The following is a 20,587-nucleotide window of genomic DNA, read 5'->3' as shown; positions in this document are numbered from 1 at the left end:
GGGTAGAGGCAGGGGCCGAGTGGCCCAATTCGTATAGTCCGATCTGACTACTCCGCTGCGCCGCTTGGATTCCGGATGGTAGGGGCGCGCCGCGTAGTCTGGTTGCCATGTCCTCACGCTCGTCCTCGCCCTCCGGGCGCCGCCAGGGCCCCGACGCCGGACGCGTCGCGTCCCACCTCGCGGTGATGGCGGCCGTCGCCGTCGTGATGGGCGTCCTCGTCGCCTGCCTCGCCATCCCGTTCGCGGGCATCGTGGGGGTCGCGGCCAAGGACGTCAGCAAGGGCATGGTCAACCTCCCCGAGTCGCTCGAGGCCAAGGACCTGTCGCAGAAGACGCGCATCTACGACGTCAACGGCAACCTGATCGCCTCGCTCTACGACCAGAACCGCATCAACGTGTCGCTCGGCTCGATCTCGCGGCCGATGGTGAAGGCCATCGTGGCGATCGAGGACTACCGCTTCTACGACCACGGCGCGCTCGACCTCAAGGGCACGCTCCGCGCGTTCATCACCAACCAGGCCAACGGCGGCTCCGTGCAGGGTGGCTCCTCGATCACCCAGCAGATGGTCAAGCAGACGCTGCTCTACCAGGCCGAGACCGACGAGGAGCGCAAGGCCGCGACCGAGGAGACCTACGCGCGCAAGGTCCGCGAGCTGCGCTACGCGATCGCGTTCGAGCAGAACCACAGCAAGGACTGGATCCTCGAGCGCTACCTCAACATCGCCTACTTCGGCGACGGCGCCTTCGGCGTCCAGTCGGCCGCGCGCCACTTCTTCTCCAAGAACGCCAAGGACCTCAACATGCTCGAGGCGGCGACGCTGGCGGGCCTGGTGAAGAACCCGGTCGGCTACGACCCCGTCGACAACCCCGAGCGTGCCGAGAGCCGGCGCAACGTCGTCCTCGACCGGATGGCCCAGCTCGGCATCCTGACCGAGAAGAAGGCCGAGCGCCTCAAGAACAGGCCGCTGGAGAAGACGCTCGACATCGAGACCTCCCCCAACGGCTGCCAGCAGTCGCGGGCGCCGTTCTTCTGCGACTACGTCGTCAACTGGCTGCTCAAGGACCCCGTCCTCGGCGACACGCCGAAGGAGCGCCGCCGCACGCTCAACAACGGCGGCCTGACGATCAACACCACGATCGACCTCGACATGCAGAAGGCCGCCGACGACTCGGTGTCCTCCCACGTCTTCCAGACCGACCAGGCCATCGGCGGCCTGGCGATGATCGAGCCGGGCACCGGTGACGTCCGCGCGCTCGCCCAGTCGCGCCCGATGGGCAAGGACAAGAAGGGCGGCGAGACCTACCTCAACTACACCGTCCCGAAGAAGTACGGAGACGCCAACGGCTTCCAGGCCGGGTCGACGTTCAAGCTCTTCGTCCTCGCCGCGGCCATCAACCAGGGGATCCCGCTGAGCACGGGCATCAGCTCCCCGCAGCAGATGGACATCCCCGACTACGAGTTCGAGACCTGCGACGGCCCGTACGCCGGCGAGGGCAGCTGGCCGGTGGCCAACTCGACGGGCGCGGGCACGTTCAACCTCTACACGGGCACGCAGGTGTCGGTGAACACCTTCTTCGCCCAGCTCGAGATGCGCACGGGCATGTGCGAGCCGCTGGAGCTCGCCAAGCAGATGGGCGTCACGGTGCCCCCGGAGCAGCAGGTGCCGTCGTGGATCCTGGGCGTCTCCGACGCCGACCCGCTCACCATGGCGCAGGCCTACGCGACGTTCGCGGCGCGCGGGCTGCACTGCGACCCGCGCCCGGTCACCGCGGTGCTCGACTCCTCCGGGGAGATGCTCAAGGAGTTCCCCAGCGAGTGCGAGCAGGTCATGCCCAGCGCCACGGCCGACGCCGTCAACGACATCCTGCGCGGCGTCATGGAGCCCGGCGGCTTCGGCCAGAACATCGCGATCGACAAGCCGTCGGCGGGCAAGACCGGCACCAACAACAGCAACATGGCCGTGTGGTTCGTCGGCTACACGCCGAAGCTCGCCACCGCGGCGATGGTCGCCGGCGCCAACGAGTTCGGCGAGTGGCTCACCCTCAACGGCCAGGTGGTCGGCGGCACCTACATCAGCAGCGCGTTCGGCTCCACCGTCGCCGGCCCGATCTGGGGCGACGCGATGGCGGCGGTGTCGCCCAAGCTCGACTACGAGGACTTCCAGGCCCCGCCCGGCGACGAGATCGCCGGCGTGCTCGCCGCCGTGCCCGACGTGACCGGCCAGAGCGTCGAGGCCGCCACGGCCACGCTCCAGGGCGCCGGCTTCACCGTCGCCGACGGCGGCCAGGTCAACTCCGAGATGGAGGAGGGCCTGGTGGCCTCCACCTCCCCCGACCCCGGCACCCGGCTGAGCAGCGGCGACCCGGTCACGCTCTACACCTCGACCGGCTACGTCCCGCCCCCGCCCAAGGGCAACGGCGGCGGGAAGGGTCGCGGCGGCCGCGGCGGCGGTCGCGGCAACGGCTGAGCCGAGTCGGCGCGTTCTGACGCCTACTCAACGCCGAGTCGGCGCGTCCTGACGGCATTGGAGCGCCGAGTCGGCGCGTTCTGACGGCATTGGAGCGCCGAGTCGGCGCGTTCTGACGGCATTGGAGCGCCGAGTCGGCGCGTCCTGACGGCGCTGGAGCGCCGCGTGGGCGCATTCTGACGGCGCTGGAGGGTCGAGTCGGCGCATTCTGACGGCTACCTGTCAGGACGGGCCGACTCGACTGGTATCAGCAGTCAGGACGGGCCGACTCGGCGGGTATCGGCAGTCAGGACGAGCCGACTCGACGTCAGCCGAGCTGGCGGCGCACCTCGGCGGCCACGGCGCCGCCGTCGGCGCGGCCCTTGACCTGGGGCGTCACGACGCCCATCACCTTGCCCATGGCGCGCATACCCTCGCCTGCCGCGCCGGTCTGGGCGATGGCGGCCGTGACGAGCTCGGCGATCTCGGCCTCGGTGAGCGGGGCCGGGAGGTAGTCGGCGATGACCTCGCCCTCGGCGGCCTCCTTGGCCGCCATCTCGGGGCGGCCGCCCTCCTCGAAGGCCACGGCCGCCTCGCGGCGTCGCTTGGCCTCGGTCGACAGCACGCCGATGATGTCGTCGTCGGAGAGCTCGCGGGCCTGCTTGCCGGCGACCTCGGCGTTGGTGATGGCGGTCAGCACCATCCGCAGCGTGGAGGAGCGCAGCTCGTCGCGCGCCTTGATGGCGGTGGTGAGGTCGGCGCGGAGACGGTCCTTCAGGGCACTCATGGGAGCCATTGTGGCAGCCTTGGCGGATGCGTTCCCTCCCCCTTGTACGCCGCACGCTCGGCCTCGGTGCCCTCGCCGGCGTCGGACTGGCGGCGTACGCCGCGTGGGAGGCCCGGCAGTACACCCTCCGTCACGTCACCGTCCCGCTCCTGCCCCCCGGTCACGCCCCGCTGAGGGTGCTGCACCTCAGCGACATCCACATGGCGCCCGACCAGCGGGCCAAGCAGGAATGGCTGCGCGGGCTGGCCGCGCTCGAGCCCGACCTGGTGATCGACACCGGCGACAACCTCGCCCACATGCGCGCCGTGCCGGTGGTCGCCGACGCCCTGGCCGGGCTGCTGGAGGTGCCGGGCGCCTACGTGCTCGGCTCCAACGACTACTACGCGCCCGGCTTCCGCAACCCCTTCGGCTACCTGCTGCCCGACACCGGCAAGCGCAACACCTCGGTGCCCCAGCTGCCGTGGCCCGAGCTCAAGGAGCACTTCGACAAGGCCGGCTGGCTCGACCTCACCAACGGCTTCGGCACGCTCACGGTGCGCGGCACCACGATCGCGTTCGCCGGCGTCGACGACCCGCACCTGGCCTACGACGACCTCGAGCGGGTCGCCGGGCAGGCCGACCCGACGGCCGACCTGCGCCTGGCCGTCGCCCACGCGCCCTACCTGCGGGTGCTCGACCAGTTCGCCGCCGACGGCTACGACGCGATCATCGCCGGGCACACCCATGGCGGCCAGGTGTGCCTGCCCACCATCGCCGGCCGCGGCCGGGCCCTCACGACCAACTGCGACCTCGAGCCCGCGCGCGCCCGCGGGCTGCACCGCCACCCCGCCGACTCCGCTCCCGGTGACTCGGGATCCGCCTGGCTGCACGTCTCGGCCGGTCTCGGCACCAACCCCTACGTGCGCCTCCGGGTGGCCTGCCGCCCGGAGGCCACGCTGCTGACGCTGGTGCCGGCAGCCTGACCATCGCCTCTCGTGAAGGAGTCACCATGCCGCTCGTCCGGGTCCACAACTTCTCCATCTCCCTCGACGGCTTCGGCTCCGGCGAGCCGCAGTCCCTGGAGTCCCCCTTCGGCCACGCCGGGGAGCGGCTCCACCAGTGGATGTTCGCCACCAGCTTCTGGGACCGGGAGGGCGGCGGGCGCGGCGTCGACGCCGTCTTCGCCGCCCGCCACGAGGAGGGCATCGGCGCGGAGATCATGGGCGCCAACAAGTTCGGCCCACCCGGGTGGCAGGACGACCCCGACTGGCGCGGGTGGTGGGGGGACGACCCGCCGTTCCACACCCCGACCTACGTCCTCACGCACCGGACGAGGCCGCCGCTGGAGATGGAGGGCGGCACCACCTTCCACTTCCTCGACGCCTCCCCCGCCGACGCGCTCGCCGTCGCGCGCGAGGCGGCCGGCGGCCTCGACGTACGCCTCGGCGGCGGTGCGACGGTGGTGCGAGAGTTCGTGGCCGCCGATCTCGTCGACCACCTGCACCTCGTCGTCGTGCCGATCGTCCTCGGTCGCGGCAGCTGGCTGTGGGGCGGGCTGGCCGGCCTCGAGGACCGCTTCGACACCGAGGCCGTGTCCTCGCCCAGCGGCGTCGTCCACCTGACGCTGACCCGCCGCCGCTGACGGTGCCCGCGGGCCGGGGCGATTTCAGACGGCCCCTCCTGCTCCGGTATGCTCGCCCGCGTTGCCCGGACAGACTTTCGTGGTCCGGGCGGCGGGCTGTGGCGCAGCTTGGTAGCGCGCCTCGTTCGGGACGAGGAGGCCGCAGGTTCAAATCCTGTCAGCCCGACACACCGAGATCCCGGACCCCTCAGGGGTCCGGGATCTCGTCGTTCACCGGCCGGGTGGGCTCAGCGGGCGGCGGCGATGAGCTCGGCGATCTGCACGGTGTTGAGCGCGGCGCCCTTGCGCAGGTTGTCGTTGCTGATGAAGAGCGCGAGGCCGCGGTCGTCGGGGACGCCCGGGTCCTGCCGCAGCCGTCCGACGTACGACGGGTCGCGGCCGGCCGCCTTGAGCGGGGTCGGCACCTCCTCGAGCGCCACCCCCTCGGCCGAGGCGAGGATCTCGCGGGCGCGGGCGGGGGTCATCGGCCGCTCGAACTCGGCGTTGACCGCGAGCGAGTGGCCGGTGAAGACCGGGACGCGGACGCAGAGGCCGGAGACCAGGAGGTCGGGCAGGCCGAGGATCTTGCGCGACTCGTTGCGGAGCTTCTGCTCCTCGTCGGTCTCGTTGAGCCCGTCGTCGACGATCGAGCCCGCCATCGGCAGCACGTTGTAGGCGATGGGCTCGACGTAGGTCGTCGGCTCGGGGAACGAGATCGCGGAGCCGTCGTAGGCCAGCTCCCGGGCCTTGTCGCCCGCCGCAGCCACGCCGTCGGCCAGCTCGTCGACGCCGGCCACCCCGGAGCCGGAGACGGCCTGGTAGGTGGAGACGATGAGGCGGGTCAGGCCGGCCTCGTCGTGCAGCGCCTTGAGGATCGGCATCGCTGCCATCGTCGTGCAGTTGGGGTTGGCGATGATGCCGCGCCCGGCCTCGATGACGCCGGCCATCGCGTCGGGGTTGACCTCCGAGACGACCAGCGGGATCTCGGGGTCCTTGCGGAACGCCGAGGAGTTGTCGACGACGATCACTCCCGCGTCCACGAACCTCGGCACCAGCGCCCGCGAGGTGGTGGCGCCGGCGGAGAACAGCGCGATGTCGAGCCCGGTGGGGTCGGCGCTCGCCGCGTCCTCGACGGTGATGTCGCGATCACCGAACGGGAGCACCGTGCCGGCGGAGCGCGAGGAGGCGAAGAAGCGGACCTGGTCGGCCGGGAAGTCGCGCTCGAGCAGGATCTGGCGCATCGCCACGCCCACCTGGCCCGTCGCACCGACGATGCCGATGTTGACCTTGTCGCTCATCGCCCGGTGCCTCCGTAGACCACGGCCTCGACCTCGTCGGCGTCGAGGTCGAACGCCGTGTGCGTCGCGCGGACCGCGTCGTCGACGGCCGACTCGTCCACGATGACCGAGATCCGGATCTCGGAGGTGGAGATCATCTCGATGTTGACCCCCGCCGAGGCGAGCGCGGCGAAGAACTTGGAGGTGATGCCGGGGTGGGAGCGCATTCCGGCACCGATCAGCGAGACCTTGCCGATCTTGTCGTCGTAGAGCAGCTTGTCGTAGCCCACCTCCGCCTGGATCCGCGCGAGCGCGGTCATCGCGACCTGTCCGTCACTACGGGGCAGCGTGAAGGAGATGTCGGTGAGGCTGGTCGCCGCGGCGGAGACGTTCTGCACGATCATGTCGAGGTTGACCTGCGCGTCGGCGAGCGCCTCGAAGATCCGGGCGGCCTCGCCCACCTTGTCGGGGACCCCGACGACGGTGATCTTGGCCTCGCTGCGGTCGTGGGCGACGCCGGCGATGATGGGCTGTTCCATGGTGACTCCCTCGCTGGGTCCGGCTGGTCCGGGGTCGAGCTGCGGGTCGTCGACGACCCAGGTGCCTTCGAGCTGGCTGAACGACGACCGCACGTGGATCGGGATGCCGTAGCGGCGGCCGTACTCCACGCACCGCAGGTGCAGGATCTTCGCCCCGCAGGCGGCCAGCTCGAGCATCTCCTCGTAGGACACCTTGCTGAGCTTGCGTGCGGTGGGCACGATGCGCGGGTCGGCGGTGAAGACGCCGTCGACGTCGGTGTAGATCTCGCACACGTCGGCGTCGAGCGCCGCTGCCAGCGCCACCGCGGTGGTGTCGGTGCCGCCACGACCGAGCGTGGTGATCTCCTTGGTGTCGGCCGAGACACCCTGGAAGCCGGCGACGATCACGATGTGGCCCTCCCCGATCGCCTGGGTGATCCGGCCGGGCGTGACGTCGATGATCTTGGCCCTGCCGTGCACCGAGTCGGTGATCACGCCCGCCTGCGAGCCGGTGAACGACCGGGCGGTGTAGCCGAGGTCGCTGATCGCCATCGCCACCAGGGCCATGGAGATCCGCTCGCCGGCGGTCAGCAGCATGTCCATCTCGCGCGCCGGCGGCAGCGGCGAGACGCCGTGGGCCAGGTCGAGCAGGTCGTCGGTCGTGTCGCCCATGGCGGAGACGGCGACGACGACGTCGTGCCCGGCCTTCTTGATGTCCACGATGCGTCGGGCGACGCGCTTGATGGCGTCGGCGTCGGCGAGCGAGGAGCCGCCGTACTTCTGCACGACAATGCCCACGGTTGGTCCTCGGGATCGGTGTGCGGCCGTCGACGGCCGCGGTGCTCTGGCGTGCCTGCCGGCGCCGTTGCCGCCAGGCCATCCCCAGATTCTACGGCTGGGCGGTCGGCGCGCTCCCGAGCATCTCATCCGCGACGGCGACGACCTCGGCCTCGGCCTCGAAGTCGGTGTCGAAGCGGTCGTGGGCGACGACGGTCAGCAGCGCGCTGAGGGCGGCGCCGGCGAGGGTGCCCCAGCTGTTGACGTAGGAGAACTGCCACCACCACAGCGCCTCGTCGACGTCGCCGGCACGGAAGTGGCGCAGGCCGTTCTCGAGGTCGATCGCGATCGAGGCGAGGTCGTCGGAGAGGCGGCTCTGCACCACCTCGGGGACGTAGGGGTCGAAGACGAACGCGTAGTCGTCGACGCCCTCCAGCATCTCCGCGAGCCGCAGCCGCAGGTCGTCGATGTCGGCCTCGGGGCCGACGTCGGGCTGGTACTGCTCGCGGGGCGTGAAGTCGGTCTGGGCGCCCATCCGCGCGCCGGCCAGGAGCACCTGGCTGATCTCGAGGAGCAGCAGCGACACGGCCTCGGCCCCGTTGCCCTCCCGCGCGATGGCGCGGAGCGAGAGCAGGAAGCTCTCCACGGAGTCGGCGATCTGCTCGCCGAAGCGGATCTCGTCGGTCTCGGTCATTCGGCTGATCTCCTTCCGGCGAACGCTCGCCCGAGCGTCACCTCGTCGGCGTACTCCAGGTCGCCGCCCACTGGCAGTCCACTCGCCAGACGCGTGACGCGCAACCCCATCGGCAGGAGGAGGCGCGTGAGGTAGGTGGCGGTGGCCTCGCCCTCGAGGTTGGGGTCGGTGGCGAGGATGACCTCGGTGACCGCGCCGTCGGCCAGGCGCGGCATCAGCTCCTTGACGTGGAGCTGGTCGGGGCCGATGCCGTCGATCGGCGAGATCGCCCCGCCGAGCACGTGGTAGCGGCCGCGGAACTCGCGGGTGCGCTCGATCGCCACGACGTCCTTGTACTCCTCCACGACGCACAGCACGCTCGGGTCGCGCCGCTCGTCGCGGCAGATCCGACACCGCTCGTCCTCGCTGACGTTGAAGCAGGTCGAGCAGAACTTCACCCGCGCCTTGACCTCGATCAGCACGTCGGCGAGGCGGCGCACGTCGGTGGGCTCGGCCTGGAGCAGGTGGAACGCGATGCGCTGCGCGCTCTTGGGGCCGACGCCCGGCAGCCGGCCGAGCTCGTCGATCAGGTCCTGGACGACACCTTCGTACAAGAGGGACGCCTCAGCCCAGGCCGGGGATGCCGGGCATGCCGCCGCCCCCGCCGAGGCCCTCGGTCAGCGGGCCCAGGGAGTCGCTGGCGAGCGCCTCGGACTTGGCCCGCGCGTCGCGGTAGGCGGCGACGATGAGGTCGGAGAGGTCGGACAGGTCGTCGGGGTCACTGCCGTCGAACTCACCGGAGCGGATCGTCACGCCGACCAGCTCGCCAACGCCGTTGGCGGTGACCGTGACGGCGCCGCCGGCGACGGTGCCCTCGACGGTCTGCCGGGCGAGGTCGGCCTGCGCCTCCTCGAGCTGCTGCTGCATCTGCTGCGCCTGCTGGAGCAGGGCGTTCATGTCGAAGCCGCCGCCGCCGAGGGCGTCGAAGGGGTTCTGGGTCATCTGGTCTCCCGCACAGGGTTGGGTGGAGCTGGGATCGGGTGGTCGGTCAGTCGTTCTTGATCTCTTCGATCAGCCGGGCGCCGAGCGTCTGGCTGAGCAGCGACTCGGTGTCGATGGCCGCGGAGTCGGCGTCGGGGTCGTCGGGGTCGACGTCGTCGTCGGCGGAGCGGACCGGCGCCGCGGGCTCCGCGGGGCTGCCGGAGCGGGCGGCCTCGAGCGCCTCGCGGGCGGGCGCGGCGGACACCGGGGGCAGGGCGGCGGGCGCCGCAGGGCTGGCGGGTGTCGCGGAGCCGCTCACCCAGTCGGGCGGCCCGCTGGGGGCCTCCTGGGCCGGGGCGGACGACGGGCGGGAGTCGGTGGCCGCCTGGCGGACCACCGGGGCCTCGGCGGCAGCGCCCGAGGGGTCGACGATCGACTCGACGCGCCAGTCCATGCCGACGACGTCGATCGCGGCCTGCCGCAGGATCTCGTCGCAGCCGCCGTTGACGAACGAGTCGCGGGCCCCGGCGTTGGCGAAGCCGACGGTGAGTCGGACACCGTCGACGTCGACGACATGGGCGTGCTGCGAGAGCACCATCCACGCGAGACGGCGACGGTTCTTGGTCTGCTCGAGGATGTCGGGCCACAGCCGGCGTACGTCGACGAGGCTGAGGCCGCCGCGTGGTCCGGCCGGCTGCTCGGCGACCGGGGCGTCGGGCCCGGCGCCTGCCGCGGGCACCGGCGCGGGCTCGGCGACGACGGGCGGTGCCTGCGCGGCCGGGGTCGCGTCCACCGACCCAGGAGCGGAGCTCGGCATCGAGGTCGGGATCGGCGGGGGCGGCGGCGGGCCCTCGTCGCGGACCGGCACCGGGGAGGATGCCGGGGCCGGCGCCTGGGCGGGCGGCTGGGCGGGCGCCTGGGCGGGCGGCTGGGCAGGCGGCTGGGCAGGCGGCTGGGCGGGCGCGGCCGGCTGGTCGGGGCGGGGCGGGGCAGCCGAGGGAGCCGCGACCGCCGGGGCGGCGGACGGGCCGGACGGCGCCGGGGCGCCGGCGACGTCCATGCGCCGCTCCAGGCGCTCCAGGCGCGCCATCACGCCGTCGGAGGTGTGGTCGGCGCCGGGCAGCAGCACGCGGGCGCAGAGCAGCTCGAGGAGCAGGCGGGGCGCGGTCGCGCCGCGCATCTCGGTGAGGCCGGCGGCGACGATGTCGGCGGCCCGGCTGAGCTCGATGGCGCCGAAGCGCGCGGCCTGCGCGACGAGGCGCTCGCCCGCGTCCTCGGGGACGTCGATGAGCCCGGTGGCCGGGGCGTCGGGCACGGCGGTGACGATGACCAGGTCGCGCAGCCGGCGGAGCAGGTCCTCGGTGAAGCGGCGCGGGTCCTGCCCGGTCTCGACCACCTTGTCGACCACGGAGAACACGGCGGCGCCGTCGCGGGTGGCGAACGCCTCGACCACCTCGTCCAGCAGCGTGTCCGGGGTGAAGCCGAGCAGGTCGGTCGCGAGCTTGTGGGTCACCCCGCCCGGACCGGCCCCGCCCAGCAGCTGGTCGAGCACCGACAGCGTGTCGCGGGCCGACCCGGCGCCGGCGCGCACGACGAGCGGCAGCGCGGCGGGCTCGATCGACACCCCCTCCTCGGCGGCGAGCTGGGACAGGTAGTCGCTCAGCAGGCGCGGCGGGATCAGCCGGAAGGGGTAGTGGTGGGTGCGCGAGCGGATCGTCGGCAGCACCTTGTCGGGCTCGGTCGTGGCGAAGATGAACCGCAGGTGGGGCGGCGGCTCCTCGACGAGCTTGAGCAGGGCGTTGAAGCCCTGCGTGGTGACCATGTGGGCCTCGTCGATGATGTAGACCTTGTAGCGGTCGCGCACCGGCGCGAAGAACGCCTTCTCGCGCAGGTCGCGGGCGTCGTCGACGCCGCCGTGGGAGGCCGCGTCGATCTCGATCACGTCGATGGAGCCCGGACCCCCGCGGGCGAGGTCGCGGCAGCTGTCGCACTCGCCGCACGGGTCGGCGATCGGCGCCTGAGCGCAGTTGAGCGCGCGGGCCAGGATGCGAGCGGAGGTGGTCTTGCCGCAGCCGCGGGGCCCGGAGAAGAGGTAGGCGTGGTTGACGCGGTTGGCCGCCAGCGCGGCCCGCAACGGCTCGGTCACGTGGTCCTGCCCGATGACCTCCTGGAAGGTCTCGGGCCGGTAGCGGCGATAGAGCGCGAGCGGTGACTCCACGTCGTGAACCCTAACCGTGCCCACCCACAGTGCGCACAGGCCGGGACCACCGCGGGAGATGCGCGGGAGCGGCGAGGGACAGGTGCCGCGTCACGGGCGGGGCGCCGGACATGGAAAGGCCCCCCACGCACCCGCTAGAGCTCACTTACCCTTGCTGCCTTCCGGCCCTGGGGGAATTGGGCGAGATGGCGCCGCGTGGGGGGTTGCCGGAAGTCTAGGGGAGCCCGTGACGGGCACCCAAACCCAGGGTGCGGCAGGCGATTTCACCGGCCACCGGACCGACCGGTACTCTCCTCGGCGGAGGTATCGCCTAGTGGCCTATGGCGCTCGCTTGGAAAGCGGGTTGGGTTAATAGCCCTCGGGGGTTCGAATCCCCCTACCTCCGCCGACACGCAGGGCCCCGCACCGGATGGTGCGGGGCCCTGCGTCGTGTGCGGGGGCGTACGCCCGGCTCAGCGCACCTGGGCTTTGAGGCCGTAGCGCCACTCCTCGGAGATCAGCAGGCTCCCCTCGTCGAGGCGCCGCTCGACCGCGTCGACGAGCATCGCGGACGCCTTCTCCGGGTAGACCCGGTCCCACGACAGCTCGTCGCGGTGCTCGAAGACGTTGTGGATGACCGCGGTCATCAGGTCCTTGTCGACGGGCGGGGCGAGGAAGTTGCTGCCGGCGAGGAACGTCTCGGACCGGTCGGAGCCGAACCGCAGGGTCACGCAGGGCACCTCGAGGACGTTGGCCTCCTCCACGATGCTGCCGGAGTCGGTGACGATGACGGCGCACATCGACATCGCGGCGACGACGTCGAGGTAGCTGTCCCACACCGGGGTGGAGATCAGCGCGTCGCCGTACCTCGCCTCGAGGTCCTCGAGCCACTGGCGGCGGCCGAAGTTGTCGATCGCGGCCTCGGTGCCGAGCAGCCGGATGAAGAGGACGTGGTGGCCCTGCTCGAGGAGCGCCTCCATGGCGTCCATCAGCAGGGTGAAGCGGTCGCGGTTGGTGGTGTTCTCGCGGCGGTGGACGCAGAAGCGCAGGAACGACCCGTCGCCCATCTGCGGGAACCTCTGCAGCACCTGGTTCTTGTCGCTGCCGGCGACGGCCTGCGCGAGCGCGTCGACGACCGAGTTGCCGACCACGTCGATCGCGGCGGGGGCGAAGCCCTCCTCCACCAGGAACTCCCGGTTGAGCTCGACGGGGGCGGCGTGGAGGTCGGAGCCGGCGTCCGCGACCCGGGTGTTGAACTGCTCCGGGGACGGCTCGCGGCTGCCCTTGGCCCAGCTGGCGCGGTCGACCGACTGCTCGCGGAACGACGCCCAGTCGAGGTCGGCGCCCTGCTCGAGCCAGCCCTTCAGCACCTCCGGCTTCGGCGAGAGCGTGCGGAGCCCCGCCTCGACGTGCACCAGCGCCTGGCGCTCGCCGAAGGTGGCCAGCGCTCCGGCCATGGCGGTCGTGGTGTCGCCGTGCACGTAGGTGATGGGGAAGCCGCCGCGCTCGGAGAAGCCGCGGAGGTACTGGGCGAGCTTGGCGGTGATGCCGGAGACGAGGTCGTTGACGCCGCCGCGCACCTCGAGGTTGATGTCCTCGCGCACGCCGAACTCGTCGAGCATCGACTGGGACAGGTTGTGGTCGTAGTGCTGGCCGGTGTGGCAGAGCACGACGTCGTGGCCGCGCTCGCGCAGCTCGTGGTAGATCGGCGCCTGCTTGATGATGTCGGGCTTGGTGCCGACGACGACGATGTGCTGGCTGTTCTCGTGGGACATGGGTTCCTTCGGGTGGTGCGTGAGGTGGGGAGGCGCGCTCAGAGGAGGTCCTCGCGGGTGCTGGCCGCGAGGAGGGAGCGGAGCCGTTCGAGGATGCCGATGTCGAGGGCCTTCTGCCGGTCGAGGACGTAGACGGCGTCCTCGTGGGTCACGACGATCAGGCCGCGGGCGCCGAGCGTGACGACCGGTCGGCCGTCCATGCTGGCGACGAGGGTGTCCTCGGCGTCGAGCTGGAGCGCGGGGCCGATCGAGGTGACCCGCTGGTCGTGCAGCACCCGCTCGAGCCGGGTCCAGGTGCCGACGTCGGTCCACCCGAGCTGGCGGGGGACGACCAGGCACTCCATGCCGGCCCACATCAGCGGGTAGATCTCGTGCCCGCCGATCGCCGCGCCGCGGTAGGCCTTGTCGGCCGTGGCGCCGCGGGCGAACCGCTCGATGGCCTCGAAGATGAGTGGCAGGGCGGTGCGGTAGGCCTCGCACGCGCGCCCCACGCGTACGCCGTAGCAGGCGGTGTTCCAGTAGAGGTTGCCCGTCTCGGTGAGCTCGGCGACGACGTCCTCGTCGGGCTTCTCGTGGAACGAGTCGATCACCTGCACGGCGTCGTCGCCGCCCTTGGTGTGGATGTAGCCGAGTCCGGCGTCGAAGCGGGTGGGCTCGGCGCCCAGCACGACCATCGACCCGGGGGTGGTGACCAGCTGGTCGAGCATGTCGCGGGAGGCGGCGTTGAAGGCCTCCTCCTCGGTGATCAGGTGGTCGGAGGGCGCGATGAGTGCCGGCGCGTTGCCGTACTTGTGCGACAGCGTCGCGATGCTGAGCGCGAACGCCGTCGCGGGCCCGGCCGGGTCCTCCTCGAGGATCAGGTTGTCCGGGGGGACGGGACCGAGCGTCGCCAGGGCGGCCTCGGCGAAGCGGGCGCGGGTCGAGACGTGGATGCGGCTCGGGTCGACGATCTCGCTGAGCCGCTCGATCGTGCCGGTGAGCAGCGGGCGGTCGCGCACGACGGGCTGGAACTGCTTCGGGGCGCGGTCCCGGCTGATCGGCCACAGGCGCGAGCCTTGGCCGCCGGCCAGGATGACGGCGACGGGCTCGTCCGTGGTCTCAGGCATGGCCCGATTCCATCATGGGTCGGGGTGTCGTGGGTCACCGCCGCAGCAGCGGGCGCAGCATCGAGGCGAGGGCGAGCAGCGACCCCGCGACCAGGCCCGACCACAGCAGGATCGCGCGGGGCGTGCCGAAGAGGTCGACGCGCCGGGGCGCCGGCGGCGCCTGGGCGTCGGCGCGGACCTCCTGGACGGTGGTCTCGACCTTGCCCTTGCGCCCCGGCCGGATCTCCCGGGTGAGCGCGTCGTGCGCCTGCACCACGCCCGCGCCCGTCCATGGGCTCGAGGCGTCGTCCCGTGCCGCGCCGGCGCCCTCGGCGGTGGCCTGGAGCCGGGCGACGAGCTGCTGCGGCGTGTCGCGGGGGAACCGCTCGGCGAGCAGCGCCAGGACGCCGCTGACCTCGGCCGTCGCCCACGAGGTGGCGACCTCGCCCACGACGCAGGCCTGGCCGGTGGCGTTGGCGGAGAGCGCGCCCACGGTGGGGGCCGCGACGTCGGTGTCGGCGTTGGGCACGACGTAGGCGCTGGGGTTCTCGTCGCCGGGTGGGGTGGCGCTGACAGCGAGCACGCCGGGGTAGTCGGCGGGGTAGACCTCCGCATCGTTGCCCGGGGTGCCGGCGAACCCGTCGGGGGTGCTCGACGCGGCGTTGCCCGCGGCCGCGACCACCACCACGTCGAGGGCCACCAGGCGCGCGACGGCCGCCTCCAGCGCCGGGTCGGACTGGCGGACGGCGAGGGAGATGTTGACGATGTCGAACCGCTGCTGCGGTTGGGCCGAGATGACGGCCTCGATGCCGGCGACGATGCCGGCCGAGGTCAGCGGCCGCTCGCCCTGCGTGGTGTCGGCGTCCTCGGCGTCGTAGACCTTGACGTCGTAGACCTGCGCGTCGGGAGCGACCCCCTGCGGCCCGGCGATCAGCCCGCCGACGATCGTGCCGTGGCCCGACAGCAGCGCATTGGGAGAGACCCCCGGGACGGCCACGCCGCCGACGACGTCGAGTCCCTCGACGCCCATCACGCCGCTGTCGATCACGGCGACCTTGACGCCCCGGCCGGTGGCGAGCTCCTGCGCCTGCTCGACGTGCATCCGGTCGAACGCCGCGTTGGCCTTGGCGTGGGTGTCGGCGAGCCGCTCGGACTGGGGCAGCTCGGCGACGCTGCAGGGGGCGTCGTGGTCGGCAGCGGCCGGCGTCGCGCCGAGCGGCACGACCGCCGCGGCGAGCAGGCCCGCGGCGAGCACCGTGCGCGGCGACGGGCGGCGACGACCCGGCGACGGGGCAGCCATCAGCCGGCGTCCGCGGACGCGTCGTCGGCCGGCGGGGCGTCCTCGGGGACCCGGCGTGCGCTGTTGGTCGACAGCGGGACACCGGACTCGAAGAACTCCAGCCACGCGCTCGGCACCAGTGGCGGGTCGACGTCGCCGTAGCCGAGGAAGTCGGGCACCTCGGGGCCGACGAGGGCGTACTTCGCGCCCTTCGGGTCGATGACGTAGGGGGTGCCGGACTCGGCGGCCTCGCCGGAGCCGGAGAGGACGTAGGCGCCCGCGCTCGGCTCGACGTCGACCGCGTGGCGTCGCGGCCGGACGCCCGAGGGGTCCGCGGCGCCGGTCGGGTTGGTGGCGAGGCTGAAGGTGGCGCCGGCACGCGCGTCGGGGTGCAGCACGGCGCACAGCGCGCCGTTGGTGATCGGCTGCGGGACCTCGCTGGGCCACTCCGCCGGGGTCTTCGGGTCGCCGAACGACGCGGACAGGTCGTCGGCGAGCTCCTGCGTGCCGGTGCCGACGACGTCGTAGACGAGCGCGTCGAAGTCGCTGAGCCGCTCGGGCTTCTCGTCGCCGAGGAGGTAGTAGGCGCCGCTGCTCGAGCGCAGCAGGTCACCGATGCGGTAGCGGGAGAGGTCGGTGCCGGTGCTGCCGTAGGGCACCCGCTCGCCGGCGCGGGTGACTCCGAACGACTTCTGCTCGAGCGGGTCGCCCAGGCGGAAGAGGTTGAGCCAGTCGGCGTCGACCTCGGTGGCGGAGGCGCCGAACCCGAGCCGTACGCCCAGCGTCGAGGACTCGGTCTCGTCGGCCGGCATGGGCAGGCGGTAGGCGCTGCCCTGCTCGCTGCCGACCGGCGGCGCGGTGGCGATGAGCCAGGTGGTGCCTTCGCTGCGCACCAGGAAGGCCGACCCGGTCAGGTCCTCGACCGTGGGCGTGCGCTGCACCGCGAGCTTGATGCCGACGCCTGCGCCGGTGCACGCGGTCCAGTCGTCGTCGACCAGCTCGTCGGCGGACGGCAGGCTGGCGGGGGCCGCGTCGATGCCGAGGTCCTCGCCGAGCTGCACCGTGCGGATGTACTTGTCGCGCACCGTGAAGGGCGTCAGCTTGGCCTCGCCCAGCAGCAGCTGGGCGGAGACGTAGTTGGGCACCCGCTGGAGCAGGGGGTCGTCACCGCCGCGGAGGACGACGTACTGCTCGCCGGTGTCCTTGGAGATGACGAAGCTTCCCTCGTCGAGCCACTGGGCGGGCGGGCGGCCGAGCAGGAAGCCGGCGATGGCCGCACCGGCCAGCAGGAGCACCGACAGGGCGACGCCGCCGATGAGCACGCGGCCGGGACGCACCGGCTCGACCTCCCGGCCGCCCGGGGCGCCGGAGACGAAGGCGGTGACCAGCCGGCGGCGGCTGAAGGCGTGCGCCTCGACGAGATCCTTCTTGGTCGCCATCGATCAGCCCGCCACCGCGGACACGAAGCCGGCTGCCAGGACCATCAGCGGCAGCAGCGCGAGCAGCGTCATCGTCTCGACGATGTCGCCCATCCGGCCGCGGCGCACCGACGGCGAGGCGGGCACGAGCGTCAGCGCGAGCAGCGCCGCGCCGACGCCGGCCAGGGCGAGGGCGGCGCCGGCCCGCCAGCCGTCGTGGATCAGCAGCATCGACACCGCCACCGAGACCAGGCCGAGGATGCCCGAGGCGAGGCCGGCCAGCACCTCGGCCCCGGTGCGGTACTGGCGGGTGCGGAACATGACGGCCAGGCAGCACACCGCCGCCAGGATCGTGCCGTAGGCACCGCTGCCGACGGCGAAGGGCGCCAGCAGCACCAGCAGCGTGCCCACCGTCGCGGACACCGCGAGGAGGATCTCGTGGCCGACGCGGGCGTCGTCGGCGACCTCCTCGGGGTCGATCTCGTCGGGGTCGGCGGTGATGTCGTGCAGCGAGTAGAGCTGGTCGACCTTGGTGCCGGTGACGCCGAGCGCGAGCCACGGGAAGATGCTGCCGGCGAGGACGACGAGGGTGAGCAGGACGATGAAGACGGTGGCGGGCTCCAGCGAGAACACCCGCACGAGCAGGGAGCCGGCGACCAGCACCGCACCCACCACGACGGCCGGGATCACGAGAGCGCGACCGCCCTCGAGGCCCACGACGGCCACCAGGCCGACGGCCAGCACGCCCAGCCCGGCGTAGAGCAGGGGGTCGGTGAAGAACGCGTCGGGAAGGGGCCAGCGCCACGACGGCAGGTCACCGGGCGCGAGCAGCAGGCCGGCGACCGCGGCGTAGAGCGCGGCGAGCAGCGAGACGACGACGCCGGCCTCGGGCTCGCCCTGCGCGCGGGTCAGGACGATGCCGCCCACCACGAGCAGGCCCGCGATGACGCCGGCCGCGACGCCGCCGAGCAGGCTCTCGCCCTGGAGGAGCAGGGCCAGCGCGCCGAGGCCGAGCAGGATGGCGGCCGCGCCGAGGGCCGTGCGGCGCCCGGCCGCGGGCTCCCACGGCCGGAGCTCGTTCTCGACGACGTCGGCCATCGCCTCGACCACGTCGTCGTAGACCCGGGGCGCCTTGTCGTCGACGCCGGCGGTGACGGTGAGCAGGCCGCCGTCCTCGATGCCCTGCATCGTGAGGCCGGCGTTGTCGGCGAGGATCCGGCCCTCCTGCGTCACCAGGCGGTAGCCGCCGTAGACGGTGGACGCGTCGAGGAGGCCGACGGAGCGGGCGAGCTCCGGCACCAGCTCGGCGACCGGGATCGCGCCCGGCAGCACGAGGTCGACGCGTCGAGATCCCGAGGCGATGGTCACGCGGACCAGGCCCGACGCGACCGAGGACCCCTGACTCATTGGTGATTCCCCCCTGAACAGTGCTTCACCTGCGCTCCGCCCGGCCGGGCGGGGCGCTGAACCGGGAGCAGCCTAGGCGAAAGCGGCTCCCGAAATGCCGGAGGCCGGTCATCCCGCAGGGACGACCGGCCTCGGACGAGGTGCGTGCGCTCAGAAGCGGTTGGCGCCCCGGGCGTCGGCGGCCTTGTACTCGGCGTTGGACGCGTCGACACCCTGGCTGGCCTGCTGGAGCAGGAGGGTCATCTCCGTCATGGCCTGGTCCCACTTGGCCTTGGCCTGGTCGTAGGCCATCTTGGCGTTACCGTTCCAGTCCGACTTGAGGGGGTTGAGCTCGGTCTCGAGCTGGTCGAGGCGGGCCTCGATGTCCTTGGCCGCCTTCATCACGTCGGCCGCACCGGCGTCGAGGCTGCCGTGCTGGACCTTGATTCCGTCGAAAGTCATGTCGATCTCCTAGATCTGCGCAGTCAGGTGTCGGCGTCAGCCGAGACGGCCCTGGAGGTTGGTGTGGGTGGCGGACTGGGCCTCGTCGGTGGAGACGTTGTCGCGCTCGGTCTCCTTCATGGAGGCCGCGAGCTGGTCGAGGGCCTTGAGGATGGTCTCCTGCTTCTGGTCCCAGGCGATCATGAGGTTGTTGAACGCGGAGGCACCCTGGCCGCCCCATCCACCCATCATCGTCTGGATGTTTCCGGACAGGACGCCACACTTGTTCTTGACGTCGGCGCGGGCCTGGTCGACGAAGTCAGCACCCTTGGAGAGCGCCTTCTCTGTCTGGCCGTACATCTCGCTCATTGAAGATCCTTCTCCCTCGGCGGTCCGACCGACCGAGTGTCTTGTTGGTGATCCACTGGACTGGTGATCCGGTGCTCGGGGAGACGTCCCGGCCCCCCGCGCTGATCCTGCATCTACCCGGGCGGATTCGGCCTAAACCTGAATCCACCGAACGTCGTCGGAGCGCCCCCTCAGGAGGTCAGCTCCCAGAGCCGCCGGAACACGCCGGCCGCGACCACGGCGGCGGCGAACGCGAAGCTGCCGCACAGCGACTCGGCGACCTCGGCGCGACGCGACCACCAGACCGAGCGCCAGCCGCGCCCGGTCGCCACTGCGGCGGCGAGGGCGACAACGCCGAGCGCGACGGTGACGTAGAAGAACGTGTCGACGTGCCCGGCGCCCGGGCCCGTGGCGAGGTGGACCCCCAGGGCGACGAGGGCGGCGAGCCCGGCGAGGCGCAGGAGCGCACGCGCAGCGGCGTGCCGGTAGGACCGGGCCGCGAGGAGCAGCGAGCAGCCGGCGAAGAGGACCAGGCAGCGCGCGCCGATGAGGTCGAGGTCGATGGTGGCGCGCTGCAGCAGCAGGGGGCTCGCCACGAGCATCGTCACCAGGATCGCGGCGGACGCGCCGGTGACGATGCGTGAGGCGCGGTGCACCAGCCGCTCCATGGCGCCGGCCGCGACGACCGCGCGGCCGCGCCGCCCCGCGCGCTGGCTGTCGCGGGCCGACCAAGCCGTCACGGCGAGGCGGTCGAGGTCGAGCAGCGCCTCGTCGGGCACGTCGACCGCGAGCGAGGGCGCGAAGCGCGCGGCCATCATCGACCCGAACACCAGCAGCGTCCAGGCGACCCGCGCGTCCCACCCGAGCATCGCCGGCACGGCGCAGCAGGCGAAGACGGCGAGCCCGGCGACGATCCAGACCGTGCTGACCTCGTCCGCGTCGTGGGACAGCGCGCGGCCGATCCCGGCCACGACGGCCGCCGCCATGGCGGAGGTGCCGAGGATCGCGGGGAGCAGGTGCAGACCGGGCTCGTGGAGCGCGGCGAAGGCCGCCGCGGCGGCGAAGGCGGGGGCGGCGGCGGCCCGCTGGCGCGCGTGGCGACCGACCGGCAGCACGCCGGCGAGCGAGCACGCCAGCAGCACGCCGACGACGACGGTGCGCGCGACGTCGTCGCCCGAGCGGGCGGCGTACCAGGCGGCCAGGACCGCGACCAGGGCGGCGAGCCAGGCGACCATCGAGGCGAGCTCCGGGCTCTCCGGCGCGTTCTTGGCGGCCTGGAGAAGCGTCACCCGGCGGGGCCGGTGGACGCCGGCGGTCGCCACCAGCACGTCGCCGGGCTCGATCCCGGCCTCGCTCAGGGGGGCCGCCGCGTTGAGGCGCTCGCCGAGCGCGGTCTGCAGCAGCGGGATGCCGGGCACCTCGGCCTGCTTGGCGTACTCACGGGCCACGTCGACCGAGGTGGCGCCCGCGGGCACGACCAGGTCGAGCACGCCGGCAGGGCCGTGGATGCTCACGGCAATGGTCGCTCCAGCAGTGCTGGACATCGCGACGTCCGACACGGATTCCCCCTTCGCATGCCTCGGGCGGGCGCTCGTCGG

The 20,587-nt window shown here is 72.6% G+C and carries 18 protein-coding genes, 2 tRNA genes and 1 other RNA gene; 5 read left to right on the top strand and 16 right to left on the bottom strand.

All coding sequences use genetic code 11. The features are described from left to right. The first annotated feature begins 107 nt into the window (after positions 1 to 107). Positions 108 to 2,468: a transglycosylase domain-containing protein gene (locus AC54T2_RS05760; RefSeq protein WP_496665734.1), complete on the top strand. Its 2,361-nt coding sequence runs from the start codon at positions 108 to 110 to the stop codon at positions 2,466 to 2,468. 307 nt (positions 2,469 to 2,775) lie between these two features. Here the strand turns inward: AC54T2_RS05760 and AC54T2_RS05755 are convergent, their stop codons facing one another. Next, positions 2,776 to 3,234, bottom strand: coding sequence for a GatB/YqeY domain-containing protein (locus tag AC54T2_RS05755; protein WP_186339918.1), 459 nt, complete (start codon positions 3,232 to 3,234; stop codon positions 2,776 to 2,778). 26 nt (positions 3,235 to 3,260) lie between these two features. Between AC54T2_RS05755 and AC54T2_RS05750 the strand changes: the two genes are divergently transcribed. The 3 genes from AC54T2_RS05750 to AC54T2_RS05740 all read left to right on the top strand — a co-directional run bounded on the left by AC54T2_RS05750 (position 3,261) and on the right by AC54T2_RS05740 (position 5,021). Next, a complete protein-coding gene (locus tag AC54T2_RS05750; protein WP_489975520.1) occupies positions 3,261 to 4,196 on the top strand; it encodes a metallophosphoesterase in 936 nt (311 codons plus the stop codon). A gap of 26 nt (positions 4,197 to 4,222) precedes the next feature. Then, positions 4,223 to 4,855 carry a dihydrofolate reductase family protein gene (locus AC54T2_RS05745; protein WP_496665733.1) on the top strand — a complete coding sequence of 211 codons (633 nt, stop codon included), beginning with the start codon at positions 4,223 to 4,225 and terminating at the stop codon, positions 4,853 to 4,855. Positions 4,856 to 4,947: 92 nt separating this feature from the next. Further along, positions 4,948 to 5,021, top strand: a tRNA-Pro gene (locus AC54T2_RS05740). Between the two features lie 61 nt (positions 5,022 to 5,082). Here the strand turns inward: AC54T2_RS05740 and AC54T2_RS05735 are convergent. The 7 genes from AC54T2_RS05735 to ffs form a co-directional block, all read right to left on the bottom strand. Further along, positions 5,083 to 6,132: an aspartate-semialdehyde dehydrogenase gene (locus tag AC54T2_RS05735; protein WP_496665732.1), complete on the bottom strand. Its 1,050-nt coding sequence runs from the start codon at positions 6,130 to 6,132 to the stop codon at positions 5,083 to 5,085. Further along, complete coding sequence (locus AC54T2_RS05730) at positions 6,129 to 7,427, bottom strand: aspartate kinase (RefSeq protein WP_496665731.1); 1,299 nt, start codon at positions 7,425 to 7,427, stop codon at positions 6,129 to 6,131. Before AC54T2_RS05730 ends, AC54T2_RS05735 begins: the two co-directional genes overlap by 4 nt. Before the next feature lie 91 nt (positions 7,428 to 7,518). Continuing rightward, positions 7,519 to 8,100, bottom strand: coding sequence for a DUF5063 domain-containing protein (locus AC54T2_RS05725; RefSeq protein WP_489975516.1), 582 nt, complete (start codon positions 8,098 to 8,100; stop codon positions 7,519 to 7,521). Further along, the gene (gene recR, locus AC54T2_RS05720; protein WP_186339912.1) at positions 8,097 to 8,693 is read right to left on the bottom strand and encodes a recombination mediator RecR; all 597 of its coding nucleotides are present in this window, start codon (positions 8,691 to 8,693) and stop codon (positions 8,097 to 8,099) included. The genes AC54T2_RS05725 and recR overlap by 4 nt, the downstream gene beginning before the upstream one ends. A gap of 10 nt (positions 8,694 to 8,703) precedes the next feature. After that, positions 8,704 to 9,081 carry a YbaB/EbfC family nucleoid-associated protein gene (locus AC54T2_RS05715; RefSeq protein ID WP_186339911.1) on the bottom strand — a complete coding sequence of 126 codons (378 nt, stop codon included), beginning with the start codon at positions 9,079 to 9,081 and terminating at the stop codon, positions 8,704 to 8,706. 46 nt (positions 9,082 to 9,127) lie between these two features. Beyond that, the gene (locus AC54T2_RS05710; protein WP_496665730.1) at positions 9,128 to 11,278 is read right to left on the bottom strand and encodes a DNA polymerase III subunit gamma and tau; all 2,151 of its coding nucleotides are present in this window, start codon (positions 11,276 to 11,278) and stop codon (positions 9,128 to 9,130) included. A 114-nt stretch (positions 11,279 to 11,392) separates the two neighbouring features. Next, an RNA gene (gene ffs / locus AC54T2_RS05705) (signal recognition particle sRNA small type) lies at positions 11,393 to 11,483 on the bottom strand. Positions 11,484 to 11,577: 94 nt separating this feature from the next. Here ffs and AC54T2_RS05700 point away from each other — a divergent pair. Then, positions 11,578 to 11,663, top strand: a tRNA-Ser gene (locus tag AC54T2_RS05700). Between the two features lie 67 nt (positions 11,664 to 11,730). Here the strand turns inward: AC54T2_RS05700 and AC54T2_RS05695 are convergent. The 8 genes from AC54T2_RS05695 to AC54T2_RS05660 all read right to left on the bottom strand — a co-directional run bounded on the left by AC54T2_RS05695 (position 11,731) and on the right by AC54T2_RS05660 (position 20,503). After that, positions 11,731 to 13,032, bottom strand: coding sequence for a UDP-N-acetyl glucosamine 2-epimerase (locus AC54T2_RS05695; RefSeq protein WP_496665729.1), 1,302 nt, complete (start codon positions 13,030 to 13,032; stop codon positions 11,731 to 11,733). A gap of 38 nt (positions 13,033 to 13,070) precedes the next feature. Beyond that, positions 13,071 to 14,138 carry a sugar phosphate nucleotidyltransferase gene (locus tag AC54T2_RS05690; RefSeq protein ID WP_186339908.1) on the bottom strand — a complete coding sequence of 356 codons (1,068 nt, stop codon included), beginning with the start codon at positions 14,136 to 14,138 and terminating at the stop codon, positions 13,071 to 13,073. 34 nt (positions 14,139 to 14,172) lie between these two features. Next, the gene (locus AC54T2_RS05685; RefSeq protein WP_496665728.1) at positions 14,173 to 15,417 is read right to left on the bottom strand and encodes a S8 family serine peptidase; all 1,245 of its coding nucleotides are present in this window, start codon (positions 15,415 to 15,417) and stop codon (positions 14,173 to 14,175) included. Continuing rightward, complete coding sequence (locus tag AC54T2_RS05680; protein ID WP_186339906.1) at positions 15,417 to 16,835, bottom strand: type VII secretion protein EccB; 1,419 nt, start codon at positions 16,833 to 16,835, stop codon at positions 15,417 to 15,419. Before AC54T2_RS05680 ends, AC54T2_RS05685 begins: the two co-directional genes overlap by 1 nt. Positions 16,836 to 16,838: 3 nt before the next feature. Further along, the gene (eccD, locus tag AC54T2_RS05675) at positions 16,839 to 18,221 is read right to left on the bottom strand and encodes a type VII secretion integral membrane protein EccD (RefSeq protein ID WP_186339905.1); all 1,383 of its coding nucleotides are present in this window, start codon (positions 18,219 to 18,221) and stop codon (positions 16,839 to 16,841) included. A 150-nt stretch (positions 18,222 to 18,371) separates the two neighbouring features. Next, on the bottom strand, positions 18,372 to 18,662 hold the full coding sequence (locus AC54T2_RS05670; protein WP_186339904.1) for a WXG100 family type VII secretion target: 291 nt from the start codon (positions 18,660 to 18,662) through the stop codon (positions 18,372 to 18,374). A 36-nt stretch (positions 18,663 to 18,698) separates the two neighbouring features. Further along, positions 18,699 to 19,010: a WXG100 family type VII secretion target gene (locus AC54T2_RS05665; protein WP_186339903.1), complete on the bottom strand. Its 312-nt coding sequence runs from the start codon at positions 19,008 to 19,010 to the stop codon at positions 18,699 to 18,701. Between the two features lie 170 nt (positions 19,011 to 19,180). Continuing rightward, entirely contained in the window at positions 19,181 to 20,503 is a 1,323-nt protein-coding gene (locus AC54T2_RS05660) for a hypothetical protein (RefSeq protein WP_496665727.1), read from the bottom strand. Positions 20,504 to 20,587: the final 84 nt, after the last annotated feature.

This window comes from Nocardioides sp. Z35_8 (assembly GCF_059621125.1).
This window is presented reverse-complemented; position numbering and strand designations above follow the sequence as displayed.

Bases quoted from the DNA above. Each gene is read 5' to 3' on its own strand.
- AC54T2_RS05760 (WP_496665734.1), top strand. From the start codon at position 108: ATGTCCTCACGCTCGTCCTCGCCCTCCGGGCGCCGCCAGGGCCCCGAC.
- AC54T2_RS05755 (WP_186339918.1), bottom strand. From the start codon at position 3,234: ATGAGTGCCCTGAAGGACCGTCTCCGCGCCGACCTCACCACCGCCATC.
- AC54T2_RS05750 (WP_489975520.1), top strand. From the start codon at position 3,261: ATGCGTTCCCTCCCCCTTGTACGCCGCACGCTCGGCCTCGGTGCCCTC.
- AC54T2_RS05745 (WP_496665733.1), top strand. From the start codon at position 4,223: ATGCCGCTCGTCCGGGTCCACAACTTCTCCATCTCCCTCGACGGCTTC.
- AC54T2_RS05735 (WP_496665732.1), bottom strand. From the start codon at position 6,132: ATGAGCGACAAGGTCAACATCGGCATCGTCGGTGCGACGGGCCAGGTG.
- AC54T2_RS05725 (WP_489975516.1), bottom strand. From the start codon at position 8,100: ATGACCGAGACCGACGAGATCCGCTTCGGCGAGCAGATCGCCGACTCC.
- AC54T2_RS05715 (WP_186339911.1), bottom strand. From the start codon at position 9,081: ATGACCCAGAACCCCTTCGACGCCCTCGGCGGCGGCGGCTTCGACATG.
- AC54T2_RS05695 (WP_496665729.1), bottom strand. From the start codon at position 13,032: ATGTCCCACGAGAACAGCCAGCACATCGTCGTCGTCGGCACCAAGCCC.
- AC54T2_RS05690 (WP_186339908.1), bottom strand. From the start codon at position 14,138: ATGCCTGAGACCACGGACGAGCCCGTCGCCGTCATCCTGGCCGGCGGC.
- AC54T2_RS05685 (WP_496665728.1), bottom strand. From the start codon at position 15,417: ATGGCTGCCCCGTCGCCGGGTCGTCGCCGCCCGTCGCCGCGCACGGTG.
- AC54T2_RS05680 (WP_186339906.1), bottom strand. From the start codon at position 16,835: ATGGCGACCAAGAAGGATCTCGTCGAGGCGCACGCCTTCAGCCGCCGC.
- eccD (WP_186339905.1), bottom strand. From the start codon at position 18,221: ATGAGTCAGGGGTCCTCGGTCGCGTCGGGCCTGGTCCGCGTGACCATC.
- AC54T2_RS05670 (WP_186339904.1), bottom strand. From the start codon at position 18,662: ATGACTTTCGACGGAATCAAGGTCCAGCACGGCAGCCTCGACGCCGGT.
- AC54T2_RS05665 (WP_186339903.1), bottom strand. From the start codon at position 19,010: ATGAGCGAGATGTACGGCCAGACAGAGAAGGCGCTCTCCAAGGGTGCT.